Source organism: Nonomuraea sp. NPDC001699 (assembly GCF_053596455.1).
On the sequence record NZ_JBSFGF010000020.1, the window covers coordinates 147023 to 168355 of the forward strand.

A 21333-nucleotide genomic window follows, 5' to 3' on the forward strand; every position below is an offset into this window, starting at 1 on the left:
GGTCTGGTGGAATCTAGTGCTGTGAGTGGTCAGACCTGGCGGTTGGTGCGGCGTGGCAGCGGGAGCCCTGTTGGGCCTCCTGCGCTGGATGAACACCAGCGTGCCGTGGTCGAGCACCGGAGCGGCCCGCTCCTCGTCCTCGCGGGGCCCGGCACGGGAAAGACGACGACGATCGTCGAGAGCGTGGTCGAGCGTATCGAACGGCGCGGGGTCGACCCCGAGCGGGTGCTCATCCTGACCTTCAGCCGCAAGGCCGCCGAGGAGCTGCGCCAGCGCGTCACCGGCCGGCTGCGGCGCACCACCCGCTCGCCCCTGGCGCTGACCTTCCACTCCTACGCCTACGCGCTCCTGCGCCGCGAGTCCGTGCTGGAGGGCAAGGCGCCGCCGCGCCTGCTGACCGGTCCCGAGCAGCTTCTGGAGATCCGGCGGCTGCTCCACGGCGAGCTGGAGACCGGCGCGCTCGACTGGCCGCCGTCGCTGCGCGAGGCGCTCAAGACGCGCGGCTTCGCCGAGGAGGTGCGCGACTTCCTGTCCAGGGCCGCCGAGCGCGGCCTCGACGCCGAGCGGCTGGTCGCGCTCGGCCGGCGGCACGGCAGGAGCGACTGGATCGCCACCGGCCGCTTCTACGAGCGCTACCAGGACCGCTTCGACCTCGACCCCGAGGAGACCTACGACTACGCCGAGCTGATCGGGGCCGCCTCGGCGCTGTTGACCAGGCCCGAGGTGCGCGAGCGCGAGCGGGCCGCCCACGACGTGCTGTTCGTGGACGAGTACCAGGACACCGACCCGGCGCAGGAACACCTGCTCGGCCAGCTCGCCGGCGACGGGCGCGACCTCGTCGCGGTGGGCGACCCCGACCAGTCGATCTACGGGTTCCGGGGCGCCGACGTCCACGGGATCATGAAGTTCCCCGAGCGGTTCAGGACGCTCGACGGGCGCGAGGCGCCGGTGCTGGCGCTGCGTGTCTGCCGCAGGAGCGGGGCCGACCTGCTGGAGGCGTCCCGCCGGGTCGCCGCCCGCCTGCCGATCGCCCCGGCCCCCGACCACGACCAGCGGCACGGCCACCGTGACCTGGTCCCGACGGCCGACGCCGACCTCGGCGACGTGCGCGTCCTGCTGGCCGACAGCACCAGCCAGGAGGCCGCGATCGTCGCCGACACGCTGCGGCGGGCGCACCTGATCGAGGGGGTGCCCTGGAACCGCATGGCGGTGCTGGTGCGTTCGGCCAAGCGCCAGGTGCCGTTGCTGCGGCGGGCGCTGGTCAACGCCGGGGTGCCGACGATGATCGCCGGTGACGAGGTGCCGATCGCCCAGGAGCCGGGGGTGCGGCCGCTGCTCACGATGTTGCGGGTGGCGCTCGACCCGGCGCAGCTCGACGAGGGGGTGGCCGAGGAGCTGCTGACGGGCCCGCTCGGCGGCACGGACATGATCGGCGTACGCCGCCTGCGCCGGGCGCTCAAGATAGCCGAGAACGAGGCCGTGGCCGCCGAGGAGGCCGCCGAGGAGGCCGCCGAGGGGACCGGCGAGGAGCCTGCCGAGGCGCGGTCGTCGGGCGAGCTGCTGGTGGCGGCCCTCCAGGACGTCCGGGAGCTCACCCGGGTCGAGCCGCACGTCGCCGTCCCCGCCGAACGCGTCGCCAAGCTGCTCGCCGCCGCCCGCGAGGCCGCCGCGCAGGAGGGCACCGCGGAAGACCTCCTGTGGGCCGTGTGGCACGCCAGCGGCCTGGGCCGGCGCTGGTCCGACCAGAGCCTGTCCGGCGGCTCCCGCGGCGCGCAGGCCGACCGCGACCTCGACGCGGTGGTGGCGCTGTTCGACCACGCCGCCAAGTTCGTCGACCGCATGCCCAAGGCGGGCCCCGAGGTGTTCCTCGACAACCTGGCCGCCCAGGAGATCCCGGGCGACACGCTGGCCGACCGCGCGCCCGACGGCGACGCCGTACGGGTGCTGACGGCCCACCGGTCCAAGGGCCTCGAATGGGACATCGTGGTCGTGGCGGGCGTCCAGGAGGGGGTCTGGCCCGACCTGCGGCTGCGCGGGTCGCTGCTGGGCGCCGACGACTTGGTGGAGGTGGTCGAGGGGGCCGAGCCGAGCGCCGCGTCGCTGGCCTCCAAGCTGCTGGCCGAGGAGCGCCGGCTGTTCTACGTCGCCGCCACGCGGGCCAGGCGGCGGCTGGTGGTCACGGCGGTCGGCGGCGAGGACACCGACGAGCGGCCCTCCCGGTTCCTGTCGGAGCTGATGCCGGGCGAGGTCGAGTCGGCGACGGTCGACGACCGGGCGCGCTGGCTGACCATGTCGGCGCTGGTGGCCGACCTGCGCAGCGCGGTGACCGACCCCACCAGACCGGCCAAGGTCCGGCGCCGCGCCGCGCGGCAGCTCGCCCGCCTGGCCGCAGCCGGGGTCCAGGGCGCCCACCCCAACGACTGGTACGCCCTCACCCCCATCACCGACGACCGCCCGCTGAGCTGGCCGGACGACATCGTCAACATCTCCCCGTCCGCGGTCGAGAGCTTCACCAAGTGCGGCCTGCGCTGGCTGCTGGAGACGGCGGTCGGCGCCGCGGGCACCAGCACCGCCCAGGGCCTCGGCAACGTCATCCACGCGCTGGCCATGCTGGCCGCCACCGACCTGCCCGGCGAGGACGTGCTGAGCGAGCGGCTCGACCAGGTCTGGAACGAGCTCGACTTCGGCGGCGTCTGGTACAACCGCAAGCAGCGCCAGGTCGCCGAGCAGATGATCGGCAAGTTCCTGCGCTGGCAGAAGGACAATCCGCGCGAGCTGGTCGCCATCGAGGAGTCGTTCGTCGCGATGGTCTCCGAGGGCGTGCAGATCAAGGGCCGGGTCGACCGGGTCGAGCGCGACGACGACGGCCGGGCGGTGATCATCGACCTGAAGACGGGCGGCTCGAAGCCCAAGGCCGGCGAGCTCGACCGTCATCCGCAGCTCGGCGTCTACCAGCTCGCCGCGCTGCTCGGCGCGTTCGCCCGGCACGGCATGACCGAGCCCGGCGGCGCCGCGCTGGTCCAGCTCGGCAAGGCGGCCGGCAAGAACGCCGCCACCGAGCAGCGGCAGGGCGCGCTGGCCGACGACAGGAACCCCGGCTGGGCCGCCGACCTGGTCGACACGGTCGCCACGGGCATGTCGGGCCCGTTCTTCCAGGCCAAGGTGAACGACGGCTGCCGCACGTGCGCGGCGCGGGCGAGCTGCCCGGTCAACGACAACGGGGGCCAGGTGTGCTGAACCCGGTCGAACTGGCCGACAAGCTCGGCATCCTGCCGCCGACGAGCGAGCAGGCCGCGGTCATCGAGGCGCCGCTCGAACCGATGGTCGTCATGGCCGGCGCGGGCTCGGGCAAGAGCGAGACGATGGCCGGGCGGGTGGTCTGGCTGGTGGCCAACGGCCTGGTCAAACCGGAGAACGTGCTGGGGCTGACGTTCACCCGCAAGGCGGCGGCCGAGCTGGCCGTCCGGGTCAGGGAGCGCCTGACCGGGCTCGCCGAGGCGGGCCTGGTCGCGCCCGGCGCGCTCGACAACGAGCCGACCGTCTCCACCTACCACGCCTACGCCGCCCGGCTGGTCACCGACCACGCCCTGCGCGAGGCGCTCGAACCCACCATGCGCCTGGTCACCCCGGCGGTGTCGTGGCAGCTCGCCTCGCGGGTGGTGGCCCTGTACGACGGGCCGATGGACAAGATCGAGCTGGGCCCGCCCTCGGTCACCGCCGCCCTGCTCGAACTCGCCGGCGAGCTGTCGGAGCACCTGCGCACCGCGGCCGACGTACGGCGGATGGGGGAGTGGCTGGAGGCCCGGCTGGCCGCGCTGCCCGGCCGTACGACCCTGGCCCAGCGCAAGCCGGTCGGCGTGCAGGCGGCCAGGGAGCAGCTGCTGCCGCTGGTGGAGGCGTACGAACGGCTCAAGCGCCGCCGCGAGGTCATCGACTACGGCGACCAGATGTCGCTGGCCGCCCGGATCGCCGCCAACCACAAGGAAGTGGGCGAGATCGAACGGTCCCGCTACTCCGTGGTCCTGCTCGACGAGTACCAGGACACCAGCCACGCCCAGCTCGTCCTGCTGCGCTCGCTCTACGGCGGCGGCCATCCGGTCACCGCCGTCGGCGACCCCTGCCAGTCCATCTACGGCTGGCGCGGCGCCTCGGCGGGCAACCTGCGCCGCTTCCCCCGCGACTTCCGCACCGGCGCCGGTGAGCAGGCGCCGGTCCGCCAGCTCAGCGTCAGCTTCCGCAACGGCGACCGGGTGCTCGACGTCGCCGCCCGCGTCCAGCTCCCGCTGCGCATGGAGGCCCGCGAGGTCCCCGTGCTGGTGCCGGGGCCCAACCGGGTCGATCGGGGCCGCGTCACCTGCGCCTTCCACGAGACCGCCGAGGACGAGGCGAAGTGGATCGCCGACGGCGTGGCCAGGATCCTCGGCCAGGAGACCGCGCCCGACGGCCTGCCCTGGGGCGAGCGGGAGCGCAAGAAGACGCTCGCCGTCCAGCCCCAGGACGTCGCGATCCTGGCCCGCAAGCGCTCGCAGTTCCCCGCGCTGCGCAAGGCGCTCGAAGACCGCGACATCCCGGTCGAGGTGGTCGGGCTCGGCGGCCTGCTGACCGTGCCCGAGGTCAACGACATCGTGGCGACCCTGCGGGTGCTCTACGACGCGACCGCCGGCGACGCGCTGGCCAGACTGATGGCCGGGCCGCGCTGGCGGGTGGGCCCGGCCGACCTGCGGGTGCTGGGGGAGCACGCCAGGGAGCTGGCCCGCGAGCTGAGCGAGAGTCACCGCGCCGACGACCCGCTCGACCAGGTGGTGGCCGACCTGGCCGAGGAGCGCGGCAGCCTGGTCGACGCGCTCGACGAGCTGCCCGACCGGCCCGAGTGGCTGGAGTCGTTCTCGCCGTTGGCCCGTACGCGGCTGGTCGCGCTCGCCCAGGAGTTGCGCCAGCTGCGCGGCCACACCGCCCAGCCGCTGCCCGACCTGGTCACCGAGGTCGAACGCAGGCTCGGCCTGGACATCGAGGTGGCCGCCCGCAGCGGCACGGTCTCGGCGTTCGCCGCGCGGGCCGACCTCGACGCCTTCATCGACGCGGCCGCCAGGTTCGCCGGCGACGCCGAGGACCCGACGCTGGGCGCGTTCCTGGCCTATCTCCAGGCGGCCGAGAGCGAGGAGTTCGGGCTTGAGGCCGGCCGGGTGGGTGAGAGCAACAGCGTCAAGCTGATGACCGTCCACGCGTCCAAGGGGCTGGAGTGGCCGATCGTGGTCGTGCCCGGCCTGTCGCAGCTCGTCAGCTCGAAGGGCACGATCGCGACGGGCAGCGTGTTCCCGGCCACGCCGGTGATGAACAGCCGCTGGACCGACAACCCGCGCAAACTGCCCTACCCGCTGCGCGGCGACGCCGCCGACCTGCCCCGGCTGGGCGGGCTGAGCAAGGAGGAGCTGGCCGCGTTCGACGAGCAGTGCCGCGAGCGCGACCTGATGGAGGAGCGGCGGCTGGCGTACGTGGCCGTCACCCGGGCCCACTACCACCTCATCGCCTCCGGCTACCGCTGGGGCACCGCCACCAAGCCGCTGGAGCCGTCGGAGTTCCTGCTGGAGATCCGCGACACGGCCGACCGGGTGTCCTACTGGGCGGGCGACCTCGCCGAGGGCGCCACGAACCCGCTGCTCGCCGAGCCCGCCGAGGCCGTCTGGCCGGTCACCCCCGAGGGCCTGCGCTACGAGTCGGTGCTCGACGGGGCCCGGCTGGTCGAGGACGCCCTGGCCGGCAACCTGGGCGAGGACGACGACGAGCCGCTGCGCCCGTTCGAGGAGGAACGCCTGCGCGCCTGGGAGCGCGACACCGACCTGCTGCTGCGCGAGCGCGAGCTGAACCGGCGCAGACCGGCCACCACCGTCGAGCTGCCGGCCAAGCTGACGGTGTCGTCGCTGGTCACGCTGGCCACCGACCCGCGCGAGCTGGCCCGCAGGATCCGCCGCCCGGTGCCGCGCAAGCCGGCGCCGCTGGCCCGCCGGGGCACGTCGTTCCACAAGTGGCTGGAGGGCCGCTGGGACCAGCAGCGGCTGATCGACGACTTCGACCTCGACCCGCTGGACGAGCTGGAGGAGGCCGACGTGCGGCTGGCCGAGCTGCAGGAGCGGTTCGAGGAGAGCGAGTGGGCCGACCGGCGGCCGGTCGACCTGGAGGTGCCGTTCGAGACCATGATCGCCGACCGGCTGGTGCGCGGGCGGATGGACGCCGTGTTCGAGCTGCCCGACGGCGGTTACGAGGTGGTCGACTGGAAGACCGGCGTCCCGCCCAGGGGCAAGGCGGCCCGGACGGCGTCGGTGCAGCTGGCCGCGTACCGGCTGGCGTGGTCGCACCTGGCCGGGGTGCCGCTGGAGAAGGTGGGCGCGGCCTTCCACTACGTCCGGGCCAACAGGACCGTGCGGCCGGTGAACCTGCTCGACGCCGCCGGGCTGGTCGCGCTCATCGAGGCGGTCCCGGCGGCGGAGCCGGTCTCAGAGTCCTAGGTGGTGGAAGGCGGGCTCGGGGTGCATGAGGAAGTCGTGGTGGGAGATGTTCCAGGCGTAGGCCCCGGCCATGCCGAACACCACCCTGTCCCCCACCCGCACCGAGGTCACGACGTCCCGGGCGAAGACGTCCTTGGGGGTGCAGAGCTGGCCCGCGAACGTCACGGGCTCGTCGGTGACCCCCGGCCCGCGGCCGCCCGTGGGCAGGATCGTGAACGGCTGGTCGTGGCCCTTGGTCACCGGCGTGCGCAGGTGGTGCGTCCCGCCCAGGACGATCGCGTACGCCCGCCCGCGCACCCGCTTCACGTCCACGACCTCGGTGGCGTAGTGGCCGCAGTAGGCGGTGAGCGACCGGCCCGGCTCGACGCGCAGCCGCCGTCCGGCCCGCAGCGCGGCCAGCCCCTCGCCGTACGCCGCCCAGTCGAACCGCTCGCCCGACGTGTACGACACCGCCATCCCCCCGCCCAGGTTCACCTCCGGATGCCCGGTCTCCAGCAGGGCCTCGGCCAGCCGGAGGAGCTGGGCGGCGGCCAGTCCGCTGGCCAGGTGGGCGTGCAGGCCGCGCAGCCGTACCCGGCCGGTGAACAGCGGCAGGCACTCGGCCAGGCCCGCCTCGTCCATGCCGAACGGCCCGCTCATCGTCAGCGCGGCCCCCTCGACCGGCAGGTCCGGGTTGGCCCGCAGCAGCACGTCCGCCTCCAGCCCGGTCGCCAGCAGACGGCGCAGCTCGTACGGCGACTCGACGTGCAGCCGGTGATGCGGCAGCCGCAGCTCGGCGTCGGTCTTGCCGGGCCCGCCGAGCGCCAGCCGCGCGCCCGGGAACAGCGCCGAGACATGCGCGTGCTCGCCCGCCGACGACACCTCGAACCCGTCCACGTGCGCTGACAGCACCCGCAGCAGCTCGGCGTCGGGATTGGCCTTGACCGCGTAGAACAGCTCGACCTCGCCCAGCGCCGCGCGCACCGACGCGGCATGCTCGTCGAGCGCGGGCAGGTCGTAGAGGTAGGCGGGCAGCGCGGGCAGCCGGGCCGCGGCCTCCAGGACGCGGTCCGGGCGAGCGGGCTCGCGCTCCAGGACGCCGTTCACGCGAGCGGGTTCGCGATCGGGACGTAACCGGCACCGCGGTCGGCCGCCCTGGCCCACCGCACCCGCAGGTTCGCCTTGGCGGGCAGCGGCGCCCCGGCCAGCAGGTCGCGCAGCGGGAGCGGCCGACCGAGCTCGGCGGCCTGCCGGTCGAGCAGGTCGCGGGCGGCCCGCCACAACGCCCGCAGCAGCCCGTCGTCGCGGCCCGCCAGGGTGGCGGCGATCTCGGTGAGGTGGTTGACGAACAGGCAGTAGACGACGCGGGCCCAGCCGCGCGCCGGGTCGTGGGTGAGGGCGGAGGCCACGGCCGGGTGCAGTCCGCCGAGGTTGTGGCGGCCCGCGACGAGCTTGACGCCCTCCAGGTCGCGGAAGATCGCCTGGACGGGCGTCCCGGCGGCGTCCAGGCCGACGAGCACGTTCTGAAGGTGAGGCTCCAGGACGACGCCGTGGGTGAAGTACAGGTCCACGACCGGGAGCGCGACCGCCGACACGTACGCCGTCCACCAGGCCAGGGGGTCCGGGGGGGCGGCGTCCAGGGCGAGGGCGGCGGCGAGCACCGGGGTGACGCCGGGGTCGCAGACGGTCCACGGGCTCGCCCTGACGATCACGCCCAGGCCCTCGCGCTGCCCGAGTGCCGTGCGGTAGCCGGGCTCGGGGAGCCAGCGGGCGGCCGGGTGACGCGTGGCCACCTCGGCCAGGACCGGGGCCAGCCGGGAGGTGAGCTCGACGGCTCCGGCCAGCTCGTACCAGGCGTTCTTGCGCACGCAGTTCGTGATCCGCACGTCCAGGGAGAACTTCAGGCACACCTCCGCGTCCGGGACGTACACCGTCCGGACCGACGAGGTCGGCACCGCGACCGGTCCCGGCCCCAGATCGACCAGCTCGGGACCGTACGCGGGACGCAGCAGGGCGAGCTGCCACGGATGGGCGGGCAGCAGCCGGTAGCCCCCGGGCGCCGGTCCCAGCGCGTCGAGGGCCGTCAGGTCGCCTTCCTCGGCGAGCGCGTCGTGGCGTACCGCGAGGAGCCGGAGGGGGAAGGCGGCGTGGGCCTCGGGCGCGTAGCGCAGCCAGTCGGCGCCGTCGCGGGCCTTGGGGGTGGGGTGGAAGGGGTGGCCGTACACGAGCGCCTGCTCCGAGGCCAGCCAGGGATCGGCGGGCGGCTCGGCCGCCGGCCTGGCCGCCAGGATCGCCGCGATGGCGTCCCGGCTGGCGGCCACCTGGCCGGCGAACTCGCCGTTGGGTTCGACGGGGAGGTGCGCCGGACCGGCTCCCAGCCCTTGGCGCGCGTGCTCGTCCTGCCGGTCGGCCAGGTCGGCTTCGGCCAGCCGGACCAGCTCGGTGACCGTCAGCGGCCGCCAGGAGCCGCCCTCCAGGCGTTCGGGCGGGCCGTCCAGGCGCAGCGCGGCCCCGCCGTGGGTACGGGCGCGCAGCAGCGTCCCGGCCACCCGCAGCAGCACGTACGGCGGCGCCGGCCAGACCAGTCCCCTGGGCCCGGCCACCTCGCGCACGCAACACCGCAGCAGGGCCGCCAGCGTCGCCTCCTCGGCCGGCGCCCCGATGGCCAGGACGTCCATTCACGCTCTCCTCAGGTAGTTGGGCCCGCTGATGCCGTAGAACTTGTTCACGTCCCGCGCCCCGGACCGCTCCTTGGCCACGAGCGTCCCGGCGGTGACCATGGACTTGCCGGTGAGCCTGGCCGCGCCGAGCGTCCTGGCGCGCAGGAGCCGGGCCATGGGGTGGTCGCCGTGCTCGTCCAGCGCCGCGGCGAGCGTGTCGCGCACCAGGGCCGCCGCCCGCCCCGGCGGCAGCACCGCGAACGCCACCGCCGCCGCGGCCAGGTGCAGCGTGATCGTGACGAACACGTCGGCCAGCGCGTGCGGGTCGTCGGTGAGCATGCGACCGTCGGAGAAGTCGGGCACCTCGATCCCGGCCGCCGCCAGTCTGGCCGGCGAGGCCAGCAGGCCGTCGTTGTCCTTGACCAGCAGCCGCAGGTCGCCGTCCCGCAGGACGAGGGCCAGGTTCTGCTGGTGGGCCTCCAGCGCGACGCCGTACCGGACGAACAGCCGCACGTTCCAGCGCAGCAGCAGGCGCAGGTAGCGGGGCAGCACGTCCGGCCCGAGCCCGTCCAGCACGCCGGGCACCGCCAGCGCCGCGACCGGCACGATCGTGCCCTCCGGCAGCCGCCTGACCATCCACGCCAGGTACTCGTGGCCCGCGTGCGCGTGGGTCTGCTCGTCGGCCAGCAGCACGCCGGGATCGGCCAGCCGGCGCAGCAGCAGCTCGGCCCTGGCGCCGTCCTCCAGCGTGCCCGGCCTGATCGAGCGCCGGTTGCGCACGCCGAGCGTGCTCACCGGCAGCGGCAGCTTGAGGTGCGTACGCGGCCCCACCTCGACGGTCCGCATGGACAGGGTGGGCCGTACGGTGACCGCCTCCTCGGCCAGCACCCGTACCCCGTCGATCTTCGCCACCTCCTCGACGGCCATCGGGTGCACCGGGAACAGCACGCCCTCGCCCGCCGGCCGCGGCACGTCCGCCGGCAGGCCCGTCGCCGCGTGCGGGACGACCGCCCACCGCAACGCGAACGAGGGCGCGAACTCCGGCGCGTACGCCAGCAGGTCCCGGTCCGAGGCGCCGATCCTGGCCCGCGAGGTGGGATAGACGGGATGGTCGGCGAACGCCGCCAGCGACTCGTACGACGGCCCGCGCCGCAGCACCTCCTCGGCGTGCGCGTCGTGCAGCTCCAGCGCGGACAGGGCGGTCAGGCACTCGTCGAAGAAGGCCGCCACCCCCTCGGCGTCGGCCGGGTCGGCCACCTCCACGAGCGTCTCCAGCACCTGCTCCAGCCCCAGCCGCTCGTCCGGCGCCACCACGAAGTCCTGGAACGGCGATCCCGGGACCAGCCGGACCCACCGCCCGTCGGCCAGCAGCAGCCCGGCCCCGGCCCTGGTCCGGTCGAGACGGGCGGCCAGCCCGCCGTAGTCCTCGCGGACCAGCGCGTCCAGCACCCGGGCGGCCAGGTACGCCTCCCGCGACCTCACCCGACCACCCACGGCCGGGCCGCCCGGTACCGTTCGACGGCGGCGTCCACGCGGGCCCGGTCCGGTCCCACGGCCCGGATGACGCCCAGGTAGTCCCGGTTCGTGTGGGTCAGCTCGACGACGTCCCCGATCGCCCGCAGCGGCCGGTGCCACAGCCGTACGCCGCCGTCCTCGACGTCCTCCTGCGGCGGCGCCTCCCGGATGACGCCCGGCCGGTCCGCGACCACGCTGACCGCGCAGCCGTGCCGGGACGAAGGCGGCGGCCCGGGTGCCGGCTCCCCGAGATGGGTGCGCAGGATCCACTCGAACAGCGGCACGCCCAGCACGTCGGCCAGCAGGAAGTCGCAGTGGTCGCCGATCGCCCGGTAGTTCACCTCGACGATCCGGGGCCCGGCGGCCGTCAGGACGTACTCGGTGTGGCAGGCGCCGAAGCCCACGCCGAGGGCCCGCAGCGCGGCGAGCACGTGCGCGTCGGCGTCGGGCGCCCAGTCGAGCCGCTCCTCCACGAAGTGCGGCAGCGGGCCCAGCGTGGTCGCGAACCCGCCCAGCACCCGCGTCGCGGAGCCGTCCCCGAGGGTCTCCAGGGTCCGCAGCGGGCCTTCGAGGTACTCCTCCACGACCAGCGTCTCGCCCGGACGCCGCCGTCTGGCCTCGGCCACGGCGCGGGGGAGGTCGTCCTCGACCAGCACGACGTCCTCGCTGGCCACCCCTTCGCGCGGTTTGAGCACCACGGGACAGGGCAGGCGCGCGGGCACCGGGTCGGCGGGCGCGAGCCGCACGGTACGCACGGTCTCGACGCCGGCCTCCAGCAGCCCCCGTCGCATCAGGAACTTGTTCTTGGCGGCCAGGCAGGCCCGCCAGTCCTTGCCCGGAAGCCCGAAGTACGACGCCGCGAGAGCGGTCTCCGCCTGGAGGTGATCGGAGTTGGAGAAGATCGCGTCGGGTCTGCCCAGGTGCTCGACCGCGTCGATCAGGGCCCGCGGGTCGCGGACGTCGCAGCGTACGGAGCCGGGATGCCGCTCGGGCCGGTCGGTCAGCACGATCACCTCGCACCCGAGGGCCCGCGCGGCGGGCAGGAAGCCGTACGTCACCGAGTCCGTCGGCTTGAGGGCGGTCAGGTAGAGCCGCAACGCCAAGGCACCCCCGAGGAAGAATCAGGTAAGGCTAACCTAACTCGACGATCCTAGCCTGTCGATGATCGTTCCGGGGCCCGCACAGCCTAATCGGCGGCTAACCGCGAGGTCATAGGATGACAAGGAACTTGGGGAGGGGCGGCCAGTGGAAAAGACCGCGGAAGAGCAACTCATCGGCCCACTGCTCCTGGCACGGGGGACCATCGACAGATCGTCGGCGCTGCGCGCCGACGATCGATGGCTGGAGAAGGCGTGGGCCGACCCCGGGACCAGGGTGCTGGTGATCGACAACGGCCACACTCTGGTGCGGCGGTCCGGGGACGAGGTGCACGCGGTGCTCTACACCCCCGCCGACGCGCCGCCGGGCGAGCGTTACCTGCTCGGCGTCGAGGGCGGCACGGTCTACTTCGCGGTGTCCGCGCCGCTGCCCGGCACGCCGGCCGGCGACCTCAACGGCCGGGTGACGATGCCGATGAGCCTGTCCGACACGCCCGAGGGCCGTCCGGTGCCGGCGGGGCTGCGCCAGGTGGGCGGCCTGCTCGGCGACCGCGACGCGGGCCTGCTGGTCCACGCGGTGGCGCTGGAGGCCTGGCACGCCACCCACCAGTTCTGCCCGCGCTGCGGCGCCCGCACGGCGGTGCAGGCCGGCGGCCACGTCCGGGTGTGCCCGGAAGACGCCAGCCAGCACTTCCCGCGCGTCGACCCGGCGGTCATCATGCTGATCAGGGACGAGGACGACCGCTGCCTGCTGGCCCGCGGCCCGCAGTGGCCCGAGGGGCGGCTGTCGATCCTGGCGGGCTTCGTGGAGCCGGGCGAGTCCCTGGAGTACGCGGTGGTCCGCGAGGTCGCCGAAGAGGTCGGCGTCAACGTCGTCAACCCGCGCTACCTGGGCAGCCAGCCGTGGCCGTTCCCGCGCAGCCTCATGCTCGGCTTCTTCGCCGACGCCACCACGACCGCGCTGATCCCCGACGCCGACGAGATCGCCGAGGCGCGCTGGTTCAGCCGGGAGGAGCTGGTGGCCGCCCTGCGGTCGGGCGAGGTGCGCCTGCCGCCCCCGGTGTCGATAGCCCGCCGCCTGATCGAGACGTGGTACGGCGGCGAGCTCATCGGCGACTGGTGATCAGGCCGCGCCGAGCAGGGCCTTGACCTCCCGAGCGGAGGGATTGGTCCGGACGACCCGGCCGTGGGCGGTCTCGATCACCACGGTCGGAACGGTCTGGTTGCCGTTGTTGACGCTCATGACGAATTCGGCGGCGGCCGGGTCGCGCTCGATGTCGACCTCGTCGAACGCGATGCCCTCGCGGGCGAGTTGCGACTTGAGCCGCTTGCAGGGGCCGCACCAGGTAGTGCTGTAGACCGTGAGCGCCATGTCGGGTTGTCCCTCCAAGGTCAGGAAATCAGGCGCTCCGTGCAACAACGTGGAGGCGTCCGCTTAATCCCTACCCGAGGCGCTCTAGCCGATGCGCTCGGCGATCCACGCCTGCACCCGCTCGGCCACGCCCGGTTCCCGGTAGAGAGGAGCGCTGTGATTGGTACCCGGCGCCGTGATGATCGTCATCGGCACGCCCACCTGACCGAGCATCTGCTTGAGCAGCTGACTCTGCGTCGGCGGCACGAACTCGTCCTCGGAGTGCACGGTGAGGATCGGGGCGTCCTTGGCGCTGGCGTGCCAGGCCACCTCCATGCTCGCCCACACGCGCGAGCACTTGCCCTTGGGCTCGCAGCCGCCGGCCAGCCGGATCGCGGCCTCGCGCAGCTTGCGCTTGTCGTGGTCGGCGGTCTTCTCGCCGTCGGCGTACGCGCGCAGCGGCGAGATGATCGGCGACAGCCCGACCACGCCCTTCAGCCCGGCGATGCCGTTGCCGTACGTGCCGACCGAGGCGGCGATGTGCCCGCCCGCCGAGAAGCCGACGACGACGTACTTGCTCGCGTCGAAGGCCCAGCGGTCGGCCTGCTTGCGTGCCAGGGCGATGGCGGCCAGCGCGTCGGTGCGCTGCGCCGGCCAGGCGGCCTCGCCGGAGAGGCGGTAGTTGAGGTTGAAGACCGTGTACCCGAGGTCGGCGTAGCTGCGGGTGATCTCCTTCATGTACTTCTTGTCGCCGCTCGACCACCAGCCGCCGTGGATCAGGAAGACGCCGGGGCGCTTCTGGCCGTCGGGCGTCCACCAGACGTCCATGTCCTGATGACGCTGGGAACCGTAGGAAAGGGTCTCCGTGGCCAGCCCGCCGAGACCGTCGGGGTCTGTGGGGTTGGTCACCACGGGCACGGGCGGCTCGGTCGCGAACGCGACGGCAGGTGTGAGCGCCACCGCAGCGAGCGCGAGCGCGCTCACCGTAACCGCTGTTCGCACGGCCTTCCTTTCCCCCATGCAGCATGGTCGGCCCCATTGTGGGGGAAGAGACCATTCCTTTGCATCTCGGTGACTATGAACATACGTCGGGCCGCATGTTGCCAGAATAAAGTGCTTCGGCGCCACTTGCGGGGAGGAAGATCGGGTGAACAGCGTGGATGACGTCCTGAGCGGCCTCGACCCGGAGCAGCGGGAGGTCGCCGAGGCCGTGCGCGGCCCCGTGTGCGTGCTGGCCGGCGCCGGCACGGGCAAGACGAGGGCGATCACCCATCGCATCGCCCACGCGGTGCGCACCGGGGTGGTCGACGCGCCGAGCGTGCTCGCGGTGACGTTCACCACCCGGGCGGCGGGGGAGTTGCGGCAGCGGCTGCGGGCGTTGGGGGCGCCGGGCGTCCAGGCCCGGACGTTCCACGCGGCCGCGTTGCGCCAGCTCACCTACTTCTGGCCCCGGGTGATCGGCGGCGAGGCCCCTTCGGTCATCGAGTCGAAGTTGCCGGTGCTGGTCGAAGCCTGCCGCCAGATCCGGAAAAATCCCGACCGGTCCGAGCTGCGGGACATCGCGGCCGAAGTCGAATGGGCCAAGGTCTCCCAGGTCGGCCCGGAGGACTACGTGGCCGCCGCCGCCAAGCACCACCGCACGCCGCCCGGCTCCCCGGAGGAGGTGGCCCGGCTCTACGAGGCGTACGAACGCCTCCGCCGCGAACGCCACCTGGTCGACTTCGAGACCATCCTCGAACTGACCGCGGCCGTGATGACCGAGCACCAGGAGGTCGCGGCCCAGATCCGCCAGCAGTACCGCTACTTCGTCGTGGACGAGTTCCAGGACGTCAACCCGCTCCAGAAGCTCCTGCTCGACACCTGGCTCGGCGGCCGCGACGACATCTGCGTGGTCGGCGACCCCAACCAGACCATCTATTCGTTCACCGGCGCCAGCCCCCGCTACCTCACCAACTTCGCCGTCGAGCACCCGGGGGCCGCCGTCATCAGGCTGGTCCGCGACTACCGTTCCACCCCGCAGGTGGTGAACCTGGCCAACCTGGTCATCGCCAAGTCGAAGACCCCCAACCGCCTCGAACTCATCGCCCAGCGCCCCGACGGCCCCAAACCGGTCTTCTCCGACTACGACGACGAGCCGGCCGAGGCCGCGGGCGTCGCGCGGGCGATCAGGAAGCTGATCGACAAGGGCGTGCCCTCGCGCGAGATCGCCGTGCTGTTCCGGGTCAACTCCCAGTCGGAGTCCTACGAGGAGGCCCTGTCCAAGGCCGAGATCCCGTACGTGCTGCGCGGCGCCGAGCGTTTCTTCGAGCGTCCGGAGGTGCGGCAGGCGGTCGTGCTGCTGCGCGGCGCCGCCCGGTCGGCCGCGGGCGAGCCGCTGGCCTCGGAGGTGCACCACATCCTGGGCGGGGTCGGACTGATCCCCTCCCCGCCCGGCGGCGGCAAGGCCAGGGAGAAGTGGGAGTCGCTGAAGGCGCTGGCCGACCTGGCCGAGGACATGGCCGCCGACGGCGCCGACCTGCCCGCTTTCGTCGCCGAGCTGGAACGCCGCGCCTCCGAGCAGCACGCGCCGCCGGTGGAGGGCGTCACGCTCGCCTCGCTGCACGCCGCCAAGGGCCTGGAGTGGGACGCGGTCTTCCTCGTCGGCGTCACCGACGGCATGATGCCGATCATCTACGCCGAGACCCCCGAGCAGATCGAGGAGGAGCGCCGCCTGCTCTACGTCGGCGTCACCCGCGCCCGCGAGCACCTGTCGCTGTCCTGGGCGCTGGCCCGCGCGCCCGGCGGGCGCAAGAGCCGCCGCCCCTCCCGCTTCCTCGACGGGCTCACCGGCCGCGCCTCGACGCCGCCCCGCATGAGCACCCCGGCCGGCGAACGACGCCAGGTCGCCGCGCCGGTGAGCTGCCGGGTCTGCGCCAAGACGCTGGTGGCCGCCGCCGAGCAGAAGCTCGGCCGCTGCGCGACCTGCCCGGCCGACTACGACGAGGCCCTGCTCGAACGCCTCAAGGTCTGGCGCACGGCCACCGCCAAGGAGGCCAAGATCCCGCCGTACGTCGTCTTCACCGACGTCACCCTCCAGGCCATCGCCGAACGCGCGCCGGCCACCGAGCAGGAGCTGCTGTCGATCGCCGGCATCGGCCGGGTCAAGGTCGACCGCTACGGCGAGGCCGTCCTCGGCCTGTGCCGCGGGTGAGATCCCTCACGTACGGCCGGGCCCCTCACGCGTGTGACGTCCTTCGCCACCGGCCGAAACGATGGCCAGGCGGTTTTCCGGCAAGGCAGGGCGGGTTTGGGGGAACAGGCGGGGCACGTCAGACTTGTCCGTGGAATGTTCGTCTGTGAGGGGGCCCTGTGAACGAGGCGCTGAAGGAGCTGCTCGACCTGCTCGACCTTGAGCAGATCGAGCTGGACATCTTCCGGGGCAGAAGCCCGGAGGAGCGCATCCAGCGCGTCTTCGGCGGCCAGGTGGCCGCGCAGGCCCTCGTGGCGGCCGGCCGCACCGTCCCCAAGGACCGGCACGTCCACTCGCTGCACGCCTACTTCATCAGGCCGGGCGACCCGTCCATCCCCATCGTCTACAACGTCGAGCGCCTGCGCGACGGCCGGTCGTTCACCACCCGCCGGATCGTCGCCGTCCAGCACGGCAAGGCGATCTTCACGATGTCGGCCTCGTTCCACATCTTCGAGGAGGGCGTGGAGCACCAGGCGTCGGTGGCGCCGGTCGTGCCCGCCCCCGAGACGTTGCCGACGTTCCAGAACAGGATGTCGGAGGTGCTGGGCGACCACCCCGAGCTGCGGGAATGGCTCTCGCGCCCGCGGCCCGTGGACGCCCGCTACGTCTCGCCGCTGACGTGGGAGGCGCACCTGAACCCCGAGCTGCGCAGCGCCCAGACCAACGTGTGGTTCCGCTACGACGCCGATCTGCCGGACGACCCGCTGCTGCACGTCGTCCTGGCCGCCTACGCCTCCGACTTCACCCTCGTGGACACGATCCTGCTGGCCCACGGGATGGCCTGGGGAGCCTCGAACGTCATCGGCGCGTCCCTCGACCACGCGATGTGGTTCCACCGCCCGTTCCGGGCCGACGACTGGCTCCTGTACGCCCAGGAGGCCCCCTGGTCGGCGGGCGCCCGGGGCCTGGCGCGCGGCGAGATGTTCACCGCGTCGGGCGAGCTGGTGGTCTCCGTCGTCCAGGAGGCGATGATCCGCGTGGCGAAGTAGTCGCGTCACAGCGGGTTGTGACACCGTGGTTGTGTCACAAAATCGCAGGTAGAAAATATGTTGCCCCTTCCCGGCTTCCCGGTTTAGGGTCATGGACAAGCGAGTCGGACACTCCTGTTTCCGACGATCAAATGAGTGGAGGTGAGCCCCGGTGATGAGCATCAAGATGTCGGCCACGCAGTGGCTCGCTTCCGCACGCCGTGACTCGGTGAGGCTCGCCGATGGGCCGGCCAAGCTGCGGCAGGAGAAGTCTGCCCGTATCCAGGCCCCCGCCTTCCGTGCGAGGGCTCACGCGGGTGTCGCCGCTCCGCAAGGCGTTCCTGTCTATGGCGCAGGTATCGCTGCCCCGACCAACCAGCTCACCAAGGGTGGACTGTGCGGTCCGCAACCCTGGAGGGATGCTCCGGTCATAACCTGACCGGCACATAGCAGCCCCCAGGCCGCGGATCCGCACACAGGATCCGCGGCCTCTTTGTTTTTCCGCGATCCCCGACCACCTCCGAGGTGCCCGACCAAGATCAAAAAGCTCGATCAAAAGGAGAAGCAGATGGGGGCGAAGACGATCATGGACCTGATCGACGAAGCCAAGATCCCCTGTCGTACCGACCCTGACCTGTGGTTCGCAGAGTCACCCGAGGACGTCGAGTTCGCCAAGGCTCTCTGTGGCGGCTGCCCGATCCAGCAGGCCTGCCTGGCCCGCGCGCTGGAGCGCGAGGAGCCCTGGGGAGTCTGGGGCGGCGAACTGATCCTCAGGGGAACGGTTGTTCCCCGCAAGCGTCCGCGCGGGCGTCCCCGCAAGCACCCGGTCGCTGCCTGACCACCTTCCGGCCCTACGAACGAGAAAGAACCAGAACACCGATGAACACTTCTTCCACCAGGAGCCTGGCCGTGCCGTATCTGTTTCATGACTTGGTGAACGACCGAATACAAACTCTCCACCGAGAGGCGGAGGAGCAGCGTCTCATCCTGCGCGTAAGCCGCGTACAGCGGGCGCGACGCGAGGTCAAGCGGGCCAACGACCGCTTGCGAAGGGCGCTGGGTCAGCAGATGTGATCGCGGAGGTCCTGCCGCCGGCGCAGGATCTCCTGATCTTCACCTGCACCAGAAGAGCCGGGCGCACCCAGCGCCCGGCTCTTTCCATGTGGCCGCTTCTGCACCGACCTCTGTCACGCGCCGGTGCAGGGCGATTCCTTCAAGACCTCCGCCTCTGTCACGCGTCTTTCCGAGCGCCTCTCTGTACCGGCCTCCGTCACGCGCCGTCTGGCCGCCGGGCTTCACCCCGAGCCGCAACCCAGGGCCTTGGCGCGTTTGTGATCCTGTTGGGCGGCCTTCTTGAGGGGCGGCAACCGGGCCTTCCGGCTTTGGGGGCCCCATCGTCCTTGTGCGGGGCTGGAGGGGCACGGGCCCGCTGTGAGCTGGGAGTCCTGCGGCGCGTCCCGCCCTCCGAGCGACGTACGATGGCGCATGTGACCAGCAGACCCGCCGAAGCGCAGCACCTGCGTGACCTCGCCCTGCTGCGCCGCGTCCGCGACCGCATCGACCGCGACTACGCCCAACCGCTCGACGTCGAAGCCCTGGCCCGCGGCGTGAACATGTCGGCCGGCCACCTGAGCCGCGAGTTCCGCCGCGCGTACGGCGAGGCCCCGTACGGCTACCTGATGACCCGCCGCATCGAACGCGCGATGGCGCTCCTGCGCCGCGGCGACATGAGCGTCACCGAGGTCTGTTTCGCGGTCGGCTGTTCCTCGCTGGGCAGCTTCAGCACCCGCTTCGCCGAACTGGTCGGCGTACCCCCCAGCGTCTACCGCCGCCGCGCGGCGAGCGCGACCGCGGGCATGCCGTCGTGCGTGGCCAAACAGGTGACCAGACCCGTCAGGAACCGAGAGACCGCGCTTACCTGACCCCAATTAGCGTGACTTCCATGGACATCACCATCCACTCCAGCTTCCTCCCACAGACCGACCCGGAAGCCTCCCTGGCCTTCTACCGCGACGTCCTCGGCTTCGAGGTCCGCAACGACGTCGGCTACAAGGGGATGCGCTGGCTCACGGTCGGCCCGGCCGGGCAGCCGGACACCTCCATCGTCCTGCAACCACCGGTCGCGAACGGCTACGGCATCACCGACGACGAACGCCGCACCATCACCGAGATGATGGCCAAGGGCACCTTCGCCGGCGTGAACCTCGCCACCACCGACCTCGACGCCACGTTCCAACGACTGAAGGCCAACGGCGCCGAGATCGTCCAGGAACCGATGGACCAGTCGTACGGCGTTCGCGACTGCGCCGTACGCGATCCTTCCGGCAACCTGATCCGCATCCAGGAACGCCACCCCTGACCCGCACTCGTCGCCGTCGCCCCGGTCGCGTCCTTGGGGTCGTCCCCTGACCCACGTGCAGGAACGTCACCCCTAGCGATGGCCTCGCCGCGCAACACCCTTCCGAGGCTCCCCCACCTCAGCGACCTCCGTGGCCCAACCCGTACGGACCTCACAAGGACCAGCCGAGCCCGGACGAACGGCCACCCCCTCCCTGCCCCTGACACGATGGCGACATGATCCTTATCCGAAGGGACGATGCCGCGTAGGTCACCAGGCGTCGTGCGCGCCATGCATCGTCCAGGGGCTCAGGCCCCGAAGCCCGGCGGCCACCTTGACGCCACTGGTCCCGGAGCGAGGACGTCCGGAGGCGATGGACTCCGTCGACCGCCCGGGCGCCTGAGCGTCATGACGAGTTCCTGCGCGGTTGCTGCTTCCGCGCAGAGCGGCATTTGGGTGCCTGGTGGTGACGGAGGCCGCACGAACAGACCTGAACGGCCGATCACAGACGGTCTGCCGTGGACCTAGGCATGCCGCCACGCGCGGTGACCGGCGAACCCCACGCAGATGGGCTGCCGTATGGCCCTCGACCGGTCTCAGAAGTAGGCGCGTTAAACGCCCTTCAGAACACGATCAAGTGCCGCCCGGCCCGCAGGTCCCCAGTGCGGCTTGCCGCCGGGAAGGCCCCGATCTCCGTTCTGTCCCATGAGCACCAGGAAGAGGCTCTTCATGGCGGCCAGCCCGCGGGCGCGCCGGATCGCCGCCTCGTCCGCACGCCCGTACCTGTCGAAGAACCGTGAGGCCGTGCCCGCGGGCAGCAGCACCCATGCGGCGGCGAGATCCCACGCCGGATCACCGGCGAACATGGCACCGAAGTCGATGACGCCCGAGAGCGTTCCGTCCGAGACGACGACGTTCGCGGGATGAAGATCGCCATGCACCCACACCGGCGGACCCTCCCACGCGTGGGCCGCAACGGCGTCGGCCCAGACGGCCCGGACGTCGGCAGCGATGTCGCCGAGGGCAACGGCCTGGAGGAAGTTCTCGAAACCGTCCGTGCAGTCCCTGGGATGGGCGCCGAGGTCCGTACTGATCGGCGCCTCGGCGGGCGCCTCCACATGGAGTGCCTTGAGGAAGTCCGCCAGTGTGTCGGCCGCGTGGGCGCCGCGGCTGATCGAGCCGTGGTCCAGCGGCTCGCCGGGAACCCACGTCATCACGGTCCAGTGCTTGGGGAAGCGCTCGGACGGTTCGCCGAACCGTACCGGGTTCGGCACCGGGAGCGGCAGGCGCGGGGCCAGTACGGGCAACCACCGCCGCTCGTTGAGCTGGAGCTCCGGGGTGGGGTCCATGCGCTGCATGCGCACGACCAACTCGTCGCCGAGGCGCCACATCTGGTTGCCCCAACCGCCCACCACCTCGCGGATGGCCAGCCCCGCAAGGTCTGGATGTTGCTCCTGCAGCAAGTCGCGGACCAAATCTGCGGTGATCTCGATCTCGGTGTCGGTCATGCGAAGTCACAGTACCGAGGCGTCAGGCGGACCGGCTGTCGCTCAGGAGAAGCAGACATGTGCAAGTCGGCAAGGGTCACGTGCATGCCGCAGGAGCCGGGCTCGCCCCGACGACCGTCGAAGTGCTCCACGAACTCCTGCCCGGCGGTGCGTCGGTTCCTTGAGCATCCCCAACAAGCCCCAGC

15 protein-coding genes are annotated in these 21333 nt (G+C 72.4%); 8 read left to right on the plus strand and 7 right to left on the minus strand.

Annotation, left to right across the window (positions count from 1 at the left end):
- Positions 1 to 45: 45 nt before the first annotated feature.
- Together ACWCSU_RS40225 and ACWCSU_RS40230 are read left to right on the plus strand one after the other, a co-directional pair.
- Positions 46 to 3237 (plus strand): ATP-dependent helicase, encoded by a 3192-nt coding sequence (locus tag ACWCSU_RS40225; protein WP_449942020.1) that lies wholly within the window; start codon positions 46 to 48, stop codon positions 3235 to 3237.
- Positions 3231 to 6503 (plus strand): ATP-dependent helicase, encoded by a 3273-nt coding sequence (locus ACWCSU_RS40230; protein WP_449942001.1) that lies wholly within the window; start codon positions 3231 to 3233, stop codon positions 6501 to 6503. The genes ACWCSU_RS40225 and ACWCSU_RS40230 overlap by 7 nt, the downstream gene beginning before the upstream one ends.
- Here the strand turns inward: ACWCSU_RS40230 and ACWCSU_RS40235 are convergent.
- The 4 genes from ACWCSU_RS40235 to ACWCSU_RS40250 are packed head-to-tail and all read right to left on the minus strand — an operon-like array spanning position 6492 to position 11760.
- Complete coding sequence (locus ACWCSU_RS40235; protein ID WP_449942002.1) at positions 6492 to 7589, minus strand: type III PLP-dependent enzyme; 1098 nt, start codon at positions 7587 to 7589, stop codon at positions 6492 to 6494. The genes ACWCSU_RS40230 and ACWCSU_RS40235 overlap by 12 nt on opposite strands.
- The gene (locus tag ACWCSU_RS40240; RefSeq protein WP_449942003.1) at positions 7586 to 9160 is read right to left on the minus strand and encodes an IucA/IucC family protein; all 1575 of its coding nucleotides are present in this window, start codon (positions 9158 to 9160) and stop codon (positions 7586 to 7588) included. The genes ACWCSU_RS40235 and ACWCSU_RS40240 overlap by 4 nt, the downstream gene beginning before the upstream one ends.
- Positions 9161 to 10624 (minus strand): IucA/IucC family protein, encoded by a 1464-nt coding sequence (locus ACWCSU_RS40245; protein WP_449942004.1) that lies wholly within the window; start codon positions 10622 to 10624, stop codon positions 9161 to 9163.
- Positions 10621 to 11760 carry a siderophore biosynthesis protein gene (locus ACWCSU_RS40250; protein ID WP_449942005.1) on the minus strand — a complete coding sequence of 380 codons (1140 nt, stop codon included), beginning with the start codon at positions 11758 to 11760 and terminating at the stop codon, positions 10621 to 10623. Before ACWCSU_RS40250 ends, ACWCSU_RS40245 begins: the two co-directional genes overlap by 4 nt.
- Positions 11761 to 11902: 142 nt before the next feature.
- On the opposite strand from ACWCSU_RS40250, the gene nudC reads away from it, so the two are divergent.
- Positions 11903 to 12877 carry an NAD(+) diphosphatase gene (gene nudC / locus ACWCSU_RS40255; RefSeq protein ID WP_357708303.1) on the plus strand — a complete coding sequence of 325 codons (975 nt, stop codon included), beginning with the start codon at positions 11903 to 11905 and terminating at the stop codon, positions 12875 to 12877.
- On the opposite strand, the gene ACWCSU_RS40260 is transcribed toward nudC, so the two are convergent.
- Positions 12878 to 13126: a mycoredoxin gene (locus tag ACWCSU_RS40260; RefSeq protein ID WP_357708302.1), complete on the minus strand. Its 249-nt coding sequence runs from the start codon at positions 13124 to 13126 to the stop codon at positions 12878 to 12880. It lies immediately after the preceding gene.
- Between the two features lie 84 nt (positions 13127 to 13210).
- The gene (locus tag ACWCSU_RS40265) at positions 13211 to 14107 is read right to left on the minus strand and encodes an alpha/beta hydrolase (protein ID WP_357708301.1); all 897 of its coding nucleotides are present in this window, start codon (positions 14105 to 14107) and stop codon (positions 13211 to 13213) included.
- Positions 14108 to 14261: 154 nt separating this feature from the next.
- On the opposite strand from ACWCSU_RS40265, the gene ACWCSU_RS40270 reads away from it, so the two are divergent.
- From ACWCSU_RS40270 to ACWCSU_RS40290, 5 genes are all read left to right on the plus strand, one after another.
- Positions 14262 to 16295, plus strand: a complete 2034-nt coding sequence (locus tag ACWCSU_RS40270) for an ATP-dependent DNA helicase UvrD2 (protein ID WP_449942021.1) — start codon at positions 14262 to 14264, stop codon at positions 16293 to 16295.
- Between the two features lie 158 nt (positions 16296 to 16453).
- Positions 16454 to 17323: an acyl-CoA thioesterase gene (locus ACWCSU_RS40275; RefSeq protein WP_189652464.1), complete on the plus strand. Its 870-nt coding sequence runs from the start codon at positions 16454 to 16456 to the stop codon at positions 17321 to 17323.
- A gap of 547 nt (positions 17324 to 17870) precedes the next feature.
- On the plus strand, positions 17871 to 18140 hold the full coding sequence (locus ACWCSU_RS40280) for a WhiB family transcriptional regulator (protein WP_125636897.1): 270 nt from the start codon (positions 17871 to 17873) through the stop codon (positions 18138 to 18140).
- Positions 18141 to 18780: 640 nt separating this feature from the next.
- Positions 18781 to 19224 (plus strand): helix-turn-helix transcriptional regulator, encoded by a 444-nt coding sequence (locus tag ACWCSU_RS40285; RefSeq protein ID WP_357708300.1) that lies wholly within the window; start codon positions 18781 to 18783, stop codon positions 19222 to 19224.
- A gap of 20 nt (positions 19225 to 19244) precedes the next feature.
- Entirely contained in the window at positions 19245 to 19661 is a 417-nt protein-coding gene (locus tag ACWCSU_RS40290) for a VOC family protein (RefSeq protein ID WP_449942006.1), read from the plus strand.
- 590 nt (positions 19662 to 20251) lie between these two features.
- Here the strand turns inward: ACWCSU_RS40290 and ACWCSU_RS40295 are convergent.
- Positions 20252 to 21148, minus strand: a complete 897-nt coding sequence (locus ACWCSU_RS40295) for an aminoglycoside phosphotransferase family protein (protein ID WP_449942007.1) — start codon at positions 21146 to 21148, stop codon at positions 20252 to 20254.
- Positions 21149 to 21333: the final 185 nt, after the last annotated feature.

Bases quoted from the DNA above. Each gene is read 5' to 3' on its own strand.
- ACWCSU_RS40290 (WP_449942006.1), top strand. From the start codon at position 19,245: ATGGACATCACCATCCACTCCAGCTTCCTCCCACAGACCGACCCGGAA.
- ACWCSU_RS40260 (WP_357708302.1), bottom strand. From the start codon at position 13,126: ATGGCGCTCACGGTCTACAGCACTACCTGGTGCGGCCCCTGCAAGCGG.
- ACWCSU_RS40285 (WP_357708300.1), top strand. From the start codon at position 18,781: ATGGCGCATGTGACCAGCAGACCCGCCGAAGCGCAGCACCTGCGTGAC.
- ACWCSU_RS40280 (WP_125636897.1), top strand. From the start codon at position 17,871: ATGGGGGCGAAGACGATCATGGACCTGATCGACGAAGCCAAGATCCCC.
- ACWCSU_RS40295 (WP_449942007.1), bottom strand. From the start codon at position 21,148: ATGACCGACACCGAGATCGAGATCACCGCAGATTTGGTCCGCGACTTG.
- ACWCSU_RS40240 (WP_449942003.1), bottom strand. From the start codon at position 9,160: ATGGACGTCCTGGCCATCGGGGCGCCGGCCGAGGAGGCGACGCTGGCG.